Origin of the sequence: Halomonas sp. A11-A (genome assembly GCF_003182195.1) — a bacterium.
Taxonomy (GTDB): Bacteria; Pseudomonadota; Gammaproteobacteria; order Pseudomonadales; family Halomonadaceae; genus Halomonas; species Halomonas alkalicola.
The window spans coordinates 1-15,580 of sequence record NZ_QGTM01000002.1 but is presented as its reverse complement, the minus strand read 5'-3'; the positions used below and the strand labels follow the sequence as shown (position 1 = coordinate 15,580).

The 15,580-nt window shown below is 67.5% G+C and carries 10 protein-coding genes and 1 pseudogene; 4 read left to right on the top strand and 7 right to left on the bottom strand.

The window, feature by feature from the left end:
* Positions 1 to 113: 113 nt before the first annotated feature.
* Positions 114 to 617, bottom strand: a complete 504-nt coding sequence (locus DER72_RS02165; RefSeq protein ID WP_110068574.1) for a porin — start codon at positions 615 to 617, stop codon at positions 114 to 116.
* On the opposite strand from DER72_RS02165, the gene DER72_RS02160 reads away from it, so the two are divergent.
* Positions 510 to 1,445 carry an ABC transporter substrate-binding protein gene (locus tag DER72_RS02160; protein WP_110068375.1) on the top strand — a complete coding sequence of 312 codons (936 nt, stop codon included), beginning with the start codon at positions 510 to 512 and terminating at the stop codon, positions 1,443 to 1,445. The two genes, DER72_RS02165 and DER72_RS02160, sit on opposite strands and share 108 nt — an antisense overlap.
* Positions 1,445 to 3,091 (top strand): annotated as a pseudogene (locus DER72_RS02155) (ABC transporter permease); the annotation flags it as partial. The gene DER72_RS02160 and the pseudogene DER72_RS02155, both read left to right, overlap by 1 nt.
* Positions 3,092 to 3,154: 63 nt before the next feature.
* Here the strand turns inward: DER72_RS02155 and DER72_RS02150 are convergent.
* The 5 genes from DER72_RS02150 to DER72_RS02130 all read right to left on the bottom strand — a co-directional run bounded on the left by DER72_RS02150 (position 3,155) and on the right by DER72_RS02130 (position 10,513).
* Entirely contained in the window at positions 3,155 to 4,900 is a 1,746-nt protein-coding gene (locus tag DER72_RS02150; RefSeq protein WP_110068374.1) for a GGDEF domain-containing protein, read from the bottom strand.
* Between the two features lie 158 nt (positions 4,901 to 5,058).
* Positions 5,059 to 6,195, bottom strand: a complete 1,137-nt coding sequence (locus DER72_RS02145) for an ABC transporter ATP-binding protein (protein ID WP_110068373.1) — start codon at positions 6,193 to 6,195, stop codon at positions 5,059 to 5,061.
* Positions 6,192 to 7,943: an iron ABC transporter permease gene (locus DER72_RS02140; RefSeq protein WP_110068372.1), complete on the bottom strand. Its 1,752-nt coding sequence runs from the start codon at positions 7,941 to 7,943 to the stop codon at positions 6,192 to 6,194. The genes DER72_RS02145 and DER72_RS02140 overlap by 4 nt, the downstream gene beginning before the upstream one ends.
* 79 nt (positions 7,944 to 8,022) lie before the next feature.
* On the bottom strand, positions 8,023 to 9,003 hold the full coding sequence (locus tag DER72_RS02135; RefSeq protein WP_110068371.1) for an extracellular solute-binding protein: 981 nt from the start codon (positions 9,001 to 9,003) through the stop codon (positions 8,023 to 8,025).
* 127 nt (positions 9,004 to 9,130) lie between these two features.
* Positions 9,131 to 10,513 (bottom strand): CHAD domain-containing protein, encoded by a 1,383-nt coding sequence (locus DER72_RS02130; protein WP_110068370.1) that lies wholly within the window; start codon positions 10,511 to 10,513, stop codon positions 9,131 to 9,133.
* 214 nt (positions 10,514 to 10,727) lie between these two features.
* Between DER72_RS02130 and DER72_RS02125 the strand changes: the two genes are divergently transcribed.
* Together DER72_RS02125 and DER72_RS02120 are read left to right on the top strand one after the other, a co-directional pair.
* Positions 10,728 to 12,668 carry a DUF47 family protein gene (locus tag DER72_RS02125; RefSeq protein WP_110068369.1) on the top strand — a complete coding sequence of 647 codons (1,941 nt, stop codon included), beginning with the start codon at positions 10,728 to 10,730 and terminating at the stop codon, positions 12,666 to 12,668.
* A complete protein-coding gene (locus DER72_RS02120) occupies positions 12,665 to 14,275 on the top strand; it encodes a PEP/pyruvate-binding domain-containing protein (protein WP_219983220.1) in 1,611 nt (536 codons plus the stop codon). The genes DER72_RS02125 and DER72_RS02120 overlap by 4 nt, the downstream gene beginning before the upstream one ends.
* Here DER72_RS02120 and DER72_RS02115 read toward each other — a convergent pair.
* On the bottom strand, positions 14,255 to 15,436 hold the full coding sequence (locus DER72_RS02115; protein ID WP_110068368.1) for an MFS transporter: 1,182 nt from the start codon (positions 15,434 to 15,436) through the stop codon (positions 14,255 to 14,257). The genes DER72_RS02120 and DER72_RS02115 overlap by 21 nt on opposite strands.
* Positions 15,437 to 15,580: the final 144 nt, after the last annotated feature.

Here is a 15,580-nt window from a genome sequence, read left to right as displayed (position 1 = left end):
TGCGAGACATACGGTGATGAAAGAGAATCTTCAGCGACTCTCCTGCCGACCCTCACCGCCTGATGGCGGCGAATATCGGCAGGGTCATGCAGAGTCAAAAGTGAAGGGCTCGCTTAAAAGTCATAGCGGATACCTACAGTGTAGAGCAGGCTGTCGTCGATATTCTCGCCGCTGGCATCCTCGTCGAAGATCTCGGCATAGACGCGCATCGGGCTGAAGCGATAGTCGACGCCGATGGCCCAGGGGTTGCTGCTGCTGATGTCGCCCACGTAGCTGACGTCGTAGACGTCGGCGTAGAGGTTGCCCTGGCCGTAGTTGAAGGTGGCGCCCAGGCCGAAGATCTCCTTGATGGCGGATGCAGAAGCACCGTCGTTGACCGACCCCAGCTCTTCATACATGACACGAGCGGAGACATTGGGCAGGAACTGGTACTGGGCGGAGACGCCCCAGATATCCTCGCCGGCGGCGTTGTTGCTGCCACCGTCGTAGCGGGCGCCCCGGTCGGAGACATCCTTCGACTGGTTATAGCCCGCCGCCAGGTAAAGGCCTTCCCAAGTATAGGTCACCGCCGCCGCGGCGCCCTGATCGAGAACCTCGCCGCCGACTTCACCGACCAGACCGGCATCGAGGTCAACGTCTTCCAGAGCACCACCGGCCAGGTGATGGCACGCCTGGAGTCCGAACAGGCCAATCCGTTGGCCGACGTGGTGATCTCCGCCTCCTGGGACAGTGCCGAATCGCTCCACGCGGATGGCCTCCTGCACGAGTACCTCTCGCCCAACGCCGAGACGGTGCCCGACTTCCTCAAGACCGACCACTACGTGGCCCAGGGAGTCTCGGCCCTGGCCCTGGTGTGGAACCGCAACAGCGACGTGCCCGCCCCCGCCGACTGGAGCGACCTCACCGATGCCGCCTACCGCGACCAGGTAACCATGCCCGACCCGGCCCAGTCCGGCGCCGCCTTCGAGCTGATCACCGGCCTGCTCACTGCCCTGGGCGAGGAGGCCACCTGGGCGCTGATGGAAGCGCTCGCCGACAACGGCATGATCGTGCCCGGCCCCAACGCCCGCGCCCTCAACCCGGTGCTGCAGGGGGCGAAATCCGTGGTCTTCGGCGCGGTGGACTATATCTCCCTGGGCCAGCAGGCCGAGGGCGAGGCCATCGAGGTGATCTTCCCCGAGAGCGGCACCGTGATCGCGCCGCGGCCGATGATGATCCTCGCCTCCACCGCCATGCCCGAGGAGGCCGAGCGGTTCATCGATTTCGTGCTCTCCGAGCAGGGCCAGGCGAGGGTCGCCGAGCGCTATCTGATGCCGGCCCGCACCGACATCGAGGCGCTGCGCCCGACCCTCGAGGAGCTGACCCTGATCGAGGTGGACAGCGAGGCGATGAACGCCCAGCGCGAGGAGATCCTCACCCGCTTCCACGAGGCCACGGGTAGCTGATGCTGGCCGCCATCGCGTCTCGTCTGCCCCGGATCACCGGGGCAGGCGTCGTCATGCTGCTGACGGCGGCGGCACTGCTGATACTGGTGGGGCTGCCGCTGCTCTACGTGGTGCTGCAGGCGATCTTCCCCGGCTGGTCCCGAGGGGAACTCGCCGGCGCCTTCGGCCTCTTCGTGCCGCTGCTCTCCGACCCGGCGCTGCTGGGACTCCTCGGCAATACCCTGCGCCTGGGCGTCGCCGTGGTGGTAGTCTGCGCCCTGCTGGCCATCCCCCTGGGGGCACTTCGCGCCCTGGCCCGGGTACCCGGCGGCGGCGCCTGGGACCTGATCTTCCTGATCCCCTTCATGATCCCGCCCTATATCGCCGCCCTCTCCTGGATGCTGACCCTGCAACCGCGTGGCTACGCCGAGCAGCTGACCGGGCTCTCGGCCAGCGGCTTTCTCTTCTCCTTCTCGGGCATCGTCTTCGTGATGGTGCTCAACGTCTTCCCGGTGGTCTATTTCGCGGTGTCGCGCACCATGATGAGCGTCGGCGGTCGCTACGCCTCGGCCGCCCGAGTCAGCGGTGCCGGCGCCTGGCGCGCCTTCTGGCGCATCACTCTACCGCTCTCCACGCCGGGCATCGCCGCCAGCCTGCTGCTGGTGTTCGCGCTCACCATCGAGGAGTTCGGCACGCCGGCCACCCTGGGTGCCCAGGCGGGCTACAAGGTGCTGGTCACCGGCATCCACGAGCGCTTCTCCGACTGGCCCATCGATATCCCGGGGGCGGCGGTGCTCTCGCTGCTGCTGATGATGCTGGCCATGGCCGCCTTCTACCTGCAGCACTGGCTGGTGACGCGACGCTCCTTCGTCAGCCAGACAGGCAAGCCGGCGGCGGTGGAGCGTATCGAGCTGGGCCCCTGGCGCTGGCCGGTGCTGGCGCTGTTCGGGCTGGTAGGGCTGGTCTCGGTGGGCGTGCCGCTACTCGCCGTGCTGGCCACCGCCTTTACCGGCACCCTCTCCGGCGGCCTGACCCCGGAAAACCTCTCGCTGCGCCACTTCGAGGCGCTCTTCGCCAACCGCGGCGGCGCCCTGCAGGCGCTCTCCACCAGCCTCGGGCTTGCCATCGGAGCGGCACTGCTCACCGGAGTGCTGGGCGCCCTGGTGGGCTATCTGGTGGTGCGCGCCCGCCTGCGCGGCAAGGGAGTGCTCGACCTGCTCTCGCTGCTGCCCAACACCATGCCCGGCATCGTGGTGGCGGTGGGGCTGATCCTGGCCTGGAACCAGAGCTGGTGGCCGATCCAGGTCTACAACACCGGCGCCATGCTGCTGCTCGCCTATGCCTGCCTGCTGCTGCCCTATCCGGTGCGCTACGCCTCGGCGGCCTTCCGCCAGATGGGCGAGAGCCTGGAGGCCGCGGCCCGGGTGTGCGGCGCCGGCTTCTTCACCGCCTTCCGGCGCATCCTGCTGCCGGCCCTGGCGCCCAGCCTGATCGTCTCCATGCTGCTGGTCTTCGCCATCGCCTCCCGGGAGCTCGTCGCCTCGCTGATGGTGGCGCCCGCCGGCATACGCACGGTCTCGACCTTCGTCTTCGGCCAGTTCGAGCAGGGCTCCCCCGGCGTCGGCATGGCCATGAGCGCCGTGGCGATCTTCACCACCACGGCACTGCTGGTCGCGCTGACGGTCTTCAGCCGCAAGCGGCTACCGATCGCGGGTTGGCCCTCGATGCCGTCACACCTGGCAGGCGTGGCGGCGGCGATCGATAAACAGCGTATTACCCGCCCGGCGCTTGGCCTGGGCCTTCAGCTCGGAAAGCTCGGCCGCCAGCTGGGCGGGCCTGAGCCCCTCCCCGGCATGAACCGGACGGGCCGCCAGCGATAGGCTGACCAGCGGGTAAAAGACCGTCTCGCCGCGGCGGTTCTCGCACGTAAGCCCACCCGCCGCGCAGTGTTCTGGCTGATAGAAGTCCGGGACCAGCGCCGCAAAGTCAGCAAGCACCTGCTCACAGCTGGCGCGCCAGCGTGGGCCGCCGAGCAGCAGCATGAAGTCGTCGCCGCCGATATGGCCAAGGAAGTCCTCGGCCTCGCTCAGGTGCGATAGCAACAGCCTCGAGAGCGCCTGGATCAGCCGGTCTCCCTCGGCATAGCCGTAGCAGTCGTTGAAGGCCTTGAAGTTGTCGAGATCGGCATAGACGGCCACGAACCCCCGCCCCTGCATGAGCCGCTCGGCCAGGTCCTCCTGGATCAGGATATTGCCAGGCAGGCCGGTGAGCGGGTTGGCATTGCGCGCCTGCCGCACCTGGATGGCCGTGATCTCCCGCAGCAGATCGATGATATTGCCCATGCCCAGGTACCCCCCCTCGGCATCGACGATCACGAAGTCCTCCTGCTGCAGGCCGCTCACGTCGGTAATCCGCTGGCTCAGGAGATCCAGAGAGGTATCCCGGCTCACGCAGAGTACCCGGCGGTCGGCGACGTCCCTGACCCGTTTGCGGGCATACAGGGCATGACTGTAGGGGTTGGTGAAGAGCGTCAGGAACTCCTGGCGACGCACGACCGCCACGGGGCGGCTTGAAGCGACCACCGCCACGCAGCGCAGCCCGGGCTCAGCACGGAAACGCTCCGCCAGCGCAGCCACCGGCAGCTCTGGTGTTACCGGCGGCACGGCGGCCAGCAGGGCACTGGCGGTCTGCCGAGGCGCCGAGGCCGGAAGATCGTGTAGCGGCAGCAAGGCACTCACCTCTCGAGCCGGCTCGGCGCTCGGGCGAGCAAAATAATACCCCTGCATCAGCGCCAGGCTGCGGTCCAGCTCCCAAAGGCAGCGCTGCTCCGCCGCTGTCTCGACCCCTTCCACGATCAGCTCGCAGCCCAGGTTTCTCGCCACGTCCAGCAGGGAGCGCAGGAACTCGCGCTTGTCGGGCTGAATATCGATGCCGGACACGAAGTGACGATCCAGCTTGACCATGTCAGGGCGTAGCTCGGCCCAGTGGCGCAGGCTTGAGTGGCCGGCGCCCAGGTCATCCAGGGCCACCCGAAAGCCCATATCGCGATAGTGCCGCATGGCCTGGCGCATGGCCTGGTAGTCCAGGATGGGGTCGTGCTCGGTCAGCTCGATGACCACGCGCTCGGGCGCCAGCCCGGCCCCCTCGAGGAAGCCTAGCGTCAGCCCCTCGCGGAAGTCCCGTTCCAGCAGGGTGGCCGGCATGACGTTGAGGAACAGCTTGCCCTCGAGGCCCAGCGCCACGAAGCGTTCGATGGCGATACGCCGACAGAGCAGGTCCAGCTCCACCAGCCGACCCGCCTGCATGGCGGCCTCGAAAAGCCGCTGGGGGGCATGCAACAAGGTGCCGGACGGCCCCCGTATCAGCGCCTCGTAGCCATGAATATCGCGCCGCGCGACGTCCACGATGGGCTGAAAGTGGGGCGTCAACCCCTCATCGGCAATGACCTCGTACAGCAGATGTCGCTCGTTCGGCATTTTCCCATATCACCTGTTGAGAAACGCTGATGATGCGACAAACGGATGGCAGTCATGTGACACCCGAGCTCGACTTGATGGGGGACTAACAGTCTGTCGCCCAAGCCGCGAGGGCACCGACAGCATCACCGGCTGGGATGCCCCCTCCTCCCGCTGGCCTACCTGGCCTCTAGCGCTGCCGGGCAGATCGGCGCATTCGGGTCGTTACCGCCGGCCGAGAGCACGAAGGCCTGGCGCAGGCGCACGGTCACCTCGGCCCCCTCCTCCAGGCAGAGGGCGCTGTCGGTGCGGGCGCGAATGACGCTGTTGCCGACCCGCACGTGGTAGTCCCAGGCATCGCCCAGGTAGGCGCGCAGCTTGACCACGCCCTGGGCGGCATCCGCTGCTGCCTGCTCCTCCTTTGGCGTCAGGCGCACATGCTCCGGGCGCACCGCCAGGCTGGCGGCGCCCTCGCGAGGCGTGTCCCGGTTCACGGCCAGGCGGGCGCGGGCCTCGAAGTCCTCCCCCCAGGCCACGCTCACCCCATCGTGGTCGCGCGACAGGACGCGGCACGGCAGGTAGGAGACGCTGCCGATGAAATCGAGCACGAAGCGCGTGGCCGGCCGGGTGTAGATCTCGCTGGGCGAGCCCACCTGGTGCAGGCGCCCGCCGGACATCACACCGATGCGATCCGACATGGCCAGGGCCTCGTCCTGGTCGTGGGTCACGTAGAGAATCGGCAGGCCGGTGTCGCGCTGCACCTGCTTGAGCTCGGCGCGCATGGACTCGCGCAGCTTGGCGTCCAGGTTGGAGAGCGGCTCGTCGAGCAGCAACAGGCGGGGCTCGATCACCAGGGCGCGACCCAGCGCCACCCGCTGCTGCTGGCCACCGGAGAGCTGGCTCGGCATGCGCGCGCCCAGCGCCCCCATGCCCAGCATGTCGAGCACCCGCTGCACGCGGCGACGAATCTCGTCTCGCGGACGGCGCCGCACCTTCAAGGGGTAGGCGATGTTGTCGAAGATCGTCATGTGCGGCCAGATCGCATAGCTCTGGAACACCATGCCGATGGGGCGCTTGTTGGCCGGCAGGTCGCGGCGTCGCGCGGCGTCAAAGACGGTGCTGCCGGCCATCTCGATACGCCCCTTCTGGGCGCTCTCCAGGCCGGCAACGCTGCGCAGGGTGGTGGTCTTGCCGCAGCCGCTGGGGCCGATCAGCGAGAAGAACTCGTTGCGCCGAATGGTCAGCGACAGGTTGTAGACGGCCATTACCTCGCCGTAGCGCTTGGTCAGGCCGTCCAGAGTAAGGATCGCGGTCATGATCGAGAGGTCCCCGCAGCGCGCTCGCGGCGCCGCGCTTCGAGTTTAGTGAGCCACTGAGTGAGCAGATAGAGCAGCAGGATCACCGGCAGGGTGAGCACCGCCAGAGCCGCGGCACGGCCGGTGAAGCCGGAGTCCTGCATCAGGAAGATCCAGACGCCGATGGTCTCGGCGCCGGTGGTCCAGATCAGCACCGATACCGTCAGCTCGTTGAACGCCGAGATGAAGATCAGCACCCAGCCGGCCAGCATGCCGGGGCGCAGCAGCGGCAGGGTGATATCGCGGATCGCGCGGAAGCGCCCCGCCCCCGAGGTCCAGGCGGCCTCCTCCAGGGAGTCATGGATCTGCTGCAGGGTGTTGCGCGTGCTCTGCAGGCCGAAGGCCATGTAGCGCATCACATAGCCCGCCAGCAGGATCCACAGGGTGCCGTAGAGGGTCGGGCCGAAGGCGGGATTGCTCCAGGCCAGGATCATGGCCACGCCGATCACCGAGCCCGGCAGCGCGAAGGGTACCGTGGCGATACCGTCCAGGAGCCCGGCGCCGCGCTGGCGCGCCTTGACGTTCAGGTAGGCGATCATCGAGGCCACCAGCACGATCAGGGTCGCCGCCGCGGGCGCCAGGATCAGGCTGTTGACGATACCCCGCCGCGCCCCCGACTGGTTGAGCACCGCCGTGTAGTGGCGCAGCGTGACGTTGTCGAGACTCAGATCCGCCCCCCAGAAGCGCAGAAGCGACGTCAGCACCAGGGCAAATACCGGCATCAGCACGATCACTACCAGGGAGAGATAAAGTCCCAGCAGCACCCAGGGGCGCGCCCGGCCGAGCCGGATCACGTTGGGGGTCACCGACTTGCCGGCGATCACCGCGTACTGGCCGCGGCTGCCCTCCAGGCGCCGAAAGGCCACCAGGCAGACGATGGCCACCAGCACCAGCAGCACCGACATGGCGGTGGCCAGCGGCATGTTGGGGATCGTCAGGGCCTCATAGATGCGGGTAGTCAGCACGTAGAACTGGGCGCGCATGCCCAGCACCGCCGGAATGCCGAAGTTGTCGATGGAGGAGACGAAGGCCAGCAGCGCCCCGCCCAGGATGGCGGGCCTCACCAGCGGCAGGGTGATGTCGCGCATGATGCGCGCCGGCCCCACCCCCGAGGTGCGCGCGGCCTCTTCCAGGCTGCTGTCCATGCGGGCCAGGGCGCCGGAGACGGTGATGAAGACGAAGGGGTAGTTGGTCACCGCCAGCACGAAGATGATGCCGCCGGGGGAGTAGATGTTCCAGGGCGGGGCAGCGCCGAACAGCTCCCGCCACCACTGGGTGAAGAGTCCCACCGGACCGGCCAGCTGCACCCAGCCGATGGCCGAGAAGAGCGGGGGAATGGCGAAGGGCAGCACCAGCAGCACGCTGAGCAGGCCCTTGTGGGGCACGTCGGTGCGTTGCACGACGAAGGCCGCCAGGGTGCCGATCACGACCGAGAGCCCCGTGGCGATCACCGAGACCCAGAGGGTATTCCACAGCGCCACGTAGTTGGCCGGACGCAGGAAGACGGCGACGTAGTTGCCGAGCGACCAGCTGCCGTCGACGATCAGGCTGCGCCACAGCACCTGGTAGAGCGGGTAGACGATGGCCACGGCCACGAACAGGGTCAGCAGCAGCATCAGGAGGCGCTGGGCCGTGAACCACTCGCCAAGCAGCAAGGCGGCGTGGGGCCGCAGCAACTGCTGCCCACGCCGAGGTCGAAAAGCGCTCATCGGAAGTTTCCACTACCCGGCAGCCGCGCTGCCGGGTATTCAGGTTGGCTCAATAAGGGCCGAGTCGGCAGCGACCGAATCAGTAGAGGTCGGAGAAGCGCTCGCGCAGCGCATCGCCATGCTCGGCCATCCAGTCGAAGTCGATCGCCAGGGCGTTGATCTCGTCCGGGGAGGGCAGTCCTTCCGGCGGCGCCACGTCGGTGCGCACCGGCATGAAGAACTTGTCGACCAGCACCTGCTGGCCTTCGGTAGAGAGGATAAAGTCCAGGAAGGCGCGGGCGGCCTCGTCGTTCTCGGACTCGGCGGTGACTGCCAGCGGGCTCGGCAGGGCCAGCACGCCATCCTCGGGGAAGCTGAAGGCCACCGGGGCGCCTTCGGCCGCCTGGCCGGCCATGATGTAGTCGATGCCCTTGATCACGGCGAACTCGCCGCTGACCACGCCACGGGTCACGTCGCCGGTGCCGCGCACCACCTGCATGCCGGCCTCTCGGGCGCGCTCGTACCACTCGAAGCCGAGCTCATCGCTCTGGGTGAAGGCGCCCAGCAGGTTGAAATTGGTACCGCTGTGCAGGGGGCTGGCCGAGGCGGCCTGGTCGCCCCACTCCAGGAACGCCTCCCAGGTGGCGGGCACCTGATCCTCGCTGACCAGGTTGGTGTTGTAGCCGATGCCCATGTGGTGCACCCGGCCGGCGAAGAACATGTCGTCCTCGTCGCGCAGGTCCGCCGGGATGGCCTCCTTGTGGGGGCTGTCGTGGGCGGCCAGCCAGCCGGCCTCCTTGAGGTTCATGAACAGCGCCGGGTTGGCCGCCCAGATCACGTCGGCGCGCAGCCGGCCGGCCTCGATCTCGGAGAAGATGCGCTGTTCCAGCTCCACGCTGCCGGAGTAGAGCAGATCCACGCTGACCTCGGGGAACTGGGCCTCGAAGGCCTCGACGATGGGCTCGACCACGTCAAGCTGCATGGAGGTGTAGAAGTTGAGCGTGCCGGACGGCGCCGCCCAGGCGCTGGTGCTCAGAGCAGTGAGAGTGGCAAGGGCGGCAAGCTGGCGAATCGGCTTCATTTGGGATGGCTCCACTAAGATGAATGCCAATCACGCTAAAGCGCCGAGCTGACAGTGCCGTGACATCAAGATGACGACTCGACGACACCCTGAGGCATCGTCACCCCGCCTGCCTTCTGCTCTCCCCCTACTCCTCAGTCAGCGGCGGCAGCGCCATGACCTTCTCCCGGAGTGCCAACTTCTCCATCTCCAGCGTTTCACGCCAGGCAATCACGGCGGCCGCGGTTTCTGGCGCACTCTCACTCGCCAGGAAGGCCTCGAGCCAGGCCTCTCGGGTGCAGAGATCCTGGAAGTCGCCCAGCAGGGTCTGGCGGCGCTTCAGCCCCTTGAGGAAGCGGCGGTGGCGCTTCGGCGCAAGCTCGGCCAGATAGCGAATGCGCTTTACCGTCTTGCGCAGGTCGTGAAAGGCCTCGTCGGGGGCCTCGGGAGAGAGCGCGGCAAGCTCACGGTCATGGCCAGCAACGCGCTCGGCCAACACCGACTCGATACGCTTCGACGAGAGCTGGTCCAGGGTCTGCCGAAACGCCTTGCCGCCGAGAAAGCCCTGCCAGGACTGCATCTCCCCGGCATAGCCAGGGTCGCGAAGCGCCCGGCATAGCGCCTCGTGCTGCTCACGGCGTCGGGCATGCAGCCAGCGCTGCAGGGCGCGGCGAACAGATGAAGGGAGCGATGGCGGGGTGTTTTCCAGACTTTCCAGGAAGACATCGAGATCGCGCAGGTCGCTGGTCGCCTGGGCACGTCGCTTGAGGTGCTTCAGCTGCCTCTTCAGACCCGGGATCTTGCCGCTTCCGGCTTGTCGTGCCGTGGCCTGCACGGATTCAACGATCGCCCGGCTGCGGCGCAGGTTGACCCGATACTGATGCAGGAACTCAGGATCGACGCCGGCCATCACGCCGGGCTCCAGCGCCCGCACCAACTGGTAGAGGTGATCGAGCTGCCCCTGCAGGCGGGTGGAGAAGTCGGCATCGCCCAGGTCGGGCGGTGCGGGAGCCCGACGCTGAAACAGCGCATGGCTTGCCGTATCGGGCACCAGGCTGGCCGCTAGCCGGGCGCAGCGGGGGGTGAGCGCCGGCCAGGGAGCCCCCGGCAGCTCAAGGTGCAGCAGACCACCGGTGGGAAGCGCATCCGGCGCATCGCGACACAGCCAGCGCGCCAGCTCCAGCAGGGCGGGATTATGACCGATCAGCAGCACCCTCTCGGCGCTGCGCGGCAGGCGCCGCAAACAGTCGACCAGCGCCTGGCCGTCGAAGGTGTAGAGAGCATCATGGCATGCTGCCCTGCGGCACAGGTCGAGGTCGGGCAGGCACGCATCAATGGCCTCCAAGGTTTCTCGCGTGCGCTGCGCGCTGCTGAGATGAATATCGCCCTCAAGGGCGCCCCATCGCATCAGGGGGACCGCCATGGCGGCGGCCTGGCGCTGGCCGCGTCGGCGCAGCGGTCGCTGGTGGTCACTCATGCTGCCGCTGGCCTGCCGGGTCTTGGCGTGGCGCATCAGGAAGAGATGCCTCATCGAAATGCTCCTGTTCAGCTGGAGGCGGCGGTGTCGGGTCAAGGATAGGCCAAAAGCGCCGCCCTCTATCCTGCATTCTACGCCTTGCCCTCACCACGAGCCGCCTGCGGCCGGTTGCCCGAGCACGAGTCACCCGGGCGTCATATAGCGAGGTGATGATGCTTCATGGTGGAAGATTCTCGTGACGAACAGGCAAGGCTCGGGGGAGGCTGAAATGAATAAGGTCGATGTCGTGGCATCGTTGGGACAGGAGCAGCTGCTGCGACCCGCCAGGATCACGGCCGCCCTGAGGGCCAATGATCGGCTGAAGGTGTATCTCTCGTTGCTGCAGGCGGCCCGAGCTCATGCCGACGACCCCGCCGCCCCGCCACTCGACCTGTCTGGCGAGCTGGCCGCTGTCCGCATCGGTTCGCCCTGGCTCAAGGACCTGCCCGCTTCGGCCTTTCGCACCGGAAGGCTGGTGAATATCCCGGAGCTGCCTCGCCTCGCTGCCCTGCTGCGAGAGGATCTCCTGATCATGGCCCGCCCGTTCATCGAATCGGCCGACCACGTGGCGCTCAGCGCAAGAACGGTCCACTGGAGCGACTGGCTGGCATCACTCGGTGACGATACTCTCGATGACCATCAGCTGCAGGCGTTGACCAGCGGCAAACGCGCCAACGGAGACAGCTTCCACATCCTGGTCATGGATCTGCACAAGGCGCTCAACCGCATGGCCGCCGAGCTGTCGGATGACACCATCGGCGGGGCCCATGTGTGGGGGTTGGCGGAGCAGGACCGTCCCCGCGTCGCCGCCTTCATGCGCGGCCTCAATCGCACCCGCCGCCTGAAACTGGACCATCCGGGGCTCGACACGGCGGCCACCCGCGACGGCGATCGTCTGCTGCTGCAGAACGACATCGGCACCAATGATGCCCATGTCCTGGTGATCCAGCTCGAGGGGCTGCGTATCACCCTCACCTACTCCGACCTGCACCGCCAGCGCTTCGGCTTCTTCCGGCACCTGCTGGGCGAGATCGGCGCCCAGTGGTCGACGCCCGAGGCGCTAACCGCCAGCGGCCTGAATGACGGCAAGGCCTTCTTCGTGGGCACCGCCACCTTCGACTGCGAGGACGAAGGGAGCCTGCAGGATGCCCTGGCAGGCATCGGAGCGCGCATCGTCTTCCTGATCGACTGGAACCGCGCCCGCAAGCGTCTCATGCAGTTCGTCGGCAAGGCCTCTGCGGTGGCCATCCTTACCGAGACCGCGCGCCGAGAAACGGGCCACATGGCCTGGCTGGTCGCCGGCGGTGAGCGCCTGATCTTCGGCGCCATGCAGGCCCTGGGCAGTGACTACTTCCATATTGGCGACCGCCTCGACCAGGTGCTGGGCGCCGTGCCGGCCCAGGAGTTCCTGATCGAGGCCCTGACACTGGCCAGCGAATCAACACAGCAGGGGCACAGCGCTGCGCTGATCGCCGATGAGACCCGACTACTGCTGGTCCGCCACCTGCAGCGGCGTCGAGATGAATTCGACCTGCTGGGTGAACACGCCGCCTACTGCCACGCCCTGGCCGAAGGGCTGCACGACGCCCTCGCCCACGGTCACCACCTCAAGGACAAGGCGGCCGACAGGCTGGCGGAGCGTGCCAAGGAGTGGGAGCACCAGGCCGACCAGATGGTAATGCGTTCGCGCGCCCGAGCCGAGCTGCAGCCTCGCTGGCGTCCCTTCACCCGCTTGATCGAGCGCGCCGACGATGTGGCCGACTATCTGGAGGAGGCCGCCTTCCTGCTCTCCCTCATCGCCGAGGGCGGACACAAGGGCTGGGAGGGAGAGGTGCAGCAGGTGATGCAGCGACTTGCCAACGAGGTGCTGAACGCCACTCAGGATCACGTCAAGGCTCTGGCCATCGCGGGCACCCTCGACGAGCAGAGCACGGCCGAGGACCATGCAGAGTTCGTGGCCGCCCTGTGGCGCGTGCTTAATGCCGAACGACGCTGTGACGTGCTGCTGCGTGACGTTCGCCGGGCGCTGATGCGCCACGCTGGCGATGCGGTCACGCACAGCCTGGGCACAGAGTTTGCGCTCGCCCTCGAGCGCGCCACCGATGCTCTGCTGGCAACCGGTTTCGGCCTGCGCAAGCTGGCCTTTAGCCGAATGGGAGGAGAGCGGTGAGCCGGTTCAGCGTCGCGGGAGTCTCGAGCACCAATGCACGGCAGGTCTACGTGATCGGCGACGGGTCGCCACTGCCTGCCGATGCCTCGCGGGAAATACTCGGCGCCAAGGCCTGGAACCTGGCGAAGATGGCCGCCCTTGACCTGCCGGTTCCGCCCGCCTTCGTCATTGGCACCGGTTGGTGTCAGCAGCCGGAGGCGGTGAACCCCCATTGGCCAACGGCCCTGCAGCGGCTCGAGGCATTGACGGGGCTGAGTTTCGGCGACAGCCGCCGTCCTCTCCTGCTCTCGGTCCGCTCCGGCGCGGCGGTCTCCATGCCGGGCATGATGGAGTCGCTGCTCAATATCGGGCTGACCGAGGCGACGCTGCCCGGCATGGTGAGGCTGACCGGGCATCCACGCCTGGCCTGGGACGCCTACCGGCGCCTGATTGCCGCCTACGGCGAGGTGGTTGCCGGCATTCCGGCCGCCCACTTCGAAGCCGACCTGGATGACATCCGTCAGGGAGATGACGAGCGTGAACTCGATTTCGCCGCGCTGCGCGAGGTCGCCAACCGCCACCTCTCGACCTATGTTCGCGAAGCCGGCGAACCCTTTCCCCAGGATGCTCATGTGCAGCTCCGCGAGGCCATTGCCGCCGTGTTCGCCTCCTGGCAAAGCGCCAAGGCCCGCGCCTACCGGGAACTGCACGGCATTCCGCACGACATCGGTACCGCCGTCACGGTACAGCGCATGATGTTCGGCAATGCCGGCGGGCTTTCCGGGGCCGGCGTGGGCTTTACCCGCAACCCCAGCAGCGGTGAGCCCTGCCCCTGGGTAGACTTCCTGTTCAACGCCCAGGGCGAAGACGTTGTCAGCGGCAGGCGGAGCGCCCGGGGCCATGACGAACTTGCCCTGGTCATCCCGAACCTCTGGGAAACCCTCAAACGGATCTGTTCGCAGCTCGAATCGGCATTTGGTGACATGCAGGACTTCGAGTTCACCATCGAGAGCGGCCGGCTTCATCTGCTCCAGACCCGCAGCGGCAAGCGCACCCCCCAGGCGGCGGCACGCATTGCCCTGGACCTGCTCGATCAAGGCATCATCGACTCCGCCACTGCCCTGGCACGCACCCGTCACCTGAACGCCTCGGCTCTGACCCTGCGCAGCGTGGCAAGCACCGATGGTCGCCGCCTCTCTCCCCTGGCGCATGCGGCGAACGCTGCAAATGGCGTGGCATGCGGCGAAATCGTCATGGATGAAGCCCGGGCAAGAGCACGCAAGGCGGCAGGGGTTCCCACGATCCTGGTGAAGCGCGACGCTGAAACTCACGACATCGCGGCCATAGAGCTCGCGGCAGGTCTGCTGACCCAGCGCGGCGCCCGCACCTCCCATGCCGCGGTGGTGGCGCGCCAGCTGGGCAAGGTCTGCCTGGTGGGCTGTGAAACGCTAAGCCTGGATGAGGCGTCACGCACCCTGACCCTTGGCGACCACCGGCTCAAGGAGGGCGATACTCTGACCCTGGATGGCAATCAGGGCCTCATCTACCTCGGCGAGACACGCATCGAGGAGCGGGTGCCACCAGAGCTGATGGCACGGCTCGACAGGCTAAGGGCGAACTGCCGCTGAGCGAGTGCGAATCATCATCAGCGTTGCCAGGGCAGCCAGCAGCAGCCCGGAAGTCAGCCACAGTGCCCCCGCGCCCCACGCCGACAGCATCATGCCGAACAGCCAGGGTGACAGCGCCTGGGCCACCCGCGCCGGGGCAATGAGCCAGCCCTGGCGCGCCCCGTACCCCCGAGCACCGAAGAGCGTCAGCGGCAGGGTGCCGGCCGCAATGGTCAACAAGCCGTTGCCGGCACCGTGAAGGATCGCAAAGCCGGCCGCCGGCATACCGAGGGCCACCAGCAGCGCCGCCCCCAGTGGGTGCAGGCAGGTGGCCACCCTGGCCGCCACCAGCGGATGGGCCTGACGCATCAATGCGAACTCCGCGAAGCGTGCCCCGACCTGAGCCGGGCCGACCAGCGCGGCGGCCGCCACGGCCGTGGCCAGGGAAATCCCGGTCTCCTGAAGCAGCCCTGGCAGATGGGCCGCCATCGCCGTCGAGACGAACCAGCCGGCCGCGAACACATAGGCCAGCCCTGCCATCGTCCAGCGCCTGGCAGTCGCCGACTCCCCCGCCTCGGCATCCTCAGGCGGAGCGCTCGACACCGCCTGACGCTCCTCTTCATTCGGCAGACAGCGATGCAGCGGCAGGCAGACCAGCAGCTGTACGGCAGCCCATATCAGACAGGCCTCTCGCCAGCCGAAAACGTCGTTCAGCCAGGCGGTCATCGGCCAGCCAAGCGTGCTGGCAAATCCTGCCATCAGCGTCACACCGGTGATCGCCCGCCGCGCATCGCGACCAAAGACGCGCGTCAGGGTGGCGAAGGCGGCATCGTAGAGCCCCATCGCCATGCCAGCGCCCATGATGGCCCAGCCCAGCACCAGCCCGGTGGCGCCCTGGGCCAGTCCCAGCAGCACCAGACCAGCGGCCAGCGTCAGGCTGGAGAGGCTCAGCATCTTGCGCCCCCCGAAGCGATCGATGCGCTGCCCCACCCAGGGACCGCAGGCAGCCGTGATCAGCAGCGACAGCGAAAAGGCCGCGAACACCCAGTGTCTCTTCATGCCGAGCTCTGCGGCCATCGGCGTGGCCAGGATAGCAGGCAGGTAGTAGCTCGACGCCCAGGCCAGGGTCTGGGTCACGCCCAGCAGCATGGTCAGTCGGACCGACGAACCTACGATGGCCATCAGCCCCCCGTTCCCTCATGAGCAACGGTGTGTGGCGCAGCGGACACCCAGTCGGGTAGACCGGGCGATTGCTCGTCCCGGCCCCCCTCAGATCCGGGCGTGCGCAATTAACGCACCCGGCTCCTCAATCATCAGGTTCGCTGA

Coding starts and splice junctions, on each gene's coding strand:
- DER72_RS02150 (WP_110068374.1), bottom strand. CDS start 4,900: ATGCCGAACGAGCGACATCTGCTGTACGAGGTCATTGCCGATGAGGGG.
- DER72_RS02145 (WP_110068373.1), bottom strand. CDS start 6,195: ATGACCGCGATCCTTACTCTGGACGGCCTGACCAAGCGCTACGGCGAG.
- DER72_RS02140 (WP_110068372.1), bottom strand. CDS start 7,943: ATGAGCGCTTTTCGACCTCGGCGTGGGCAGCAGTTGCTGCGGCCCCAC.
- DER72_RS02135 (WP_110068371.1), bottom strand. CDS start 9,003: ATGAAGCCGATTCGCCAGCTTGCCGCCCTTGCCACTCTCACTGCTCTG.
- DER72_RS02130 (WP_110068370.1), bottom strand. CDS start 10,513: ATGAGGCATCTCTTCCTGATGCGCCACGCCAAGACCCGGCAGGCCAGC.
- DER72_RS02125 (WP_110068369.1), top strand. CDS start 10,728: ATGAATAAGGTCGATGTCGTGGCATCGTTGGGACAGGAGCAGCTGCTG.
- DER72_RS02115 (WP_110068368.1), bottom strand. CDS start 15,436: ATGGCCATCGTAGGTTCGTCGGTCCGACTGACCATGCTGCTGGGCGTG.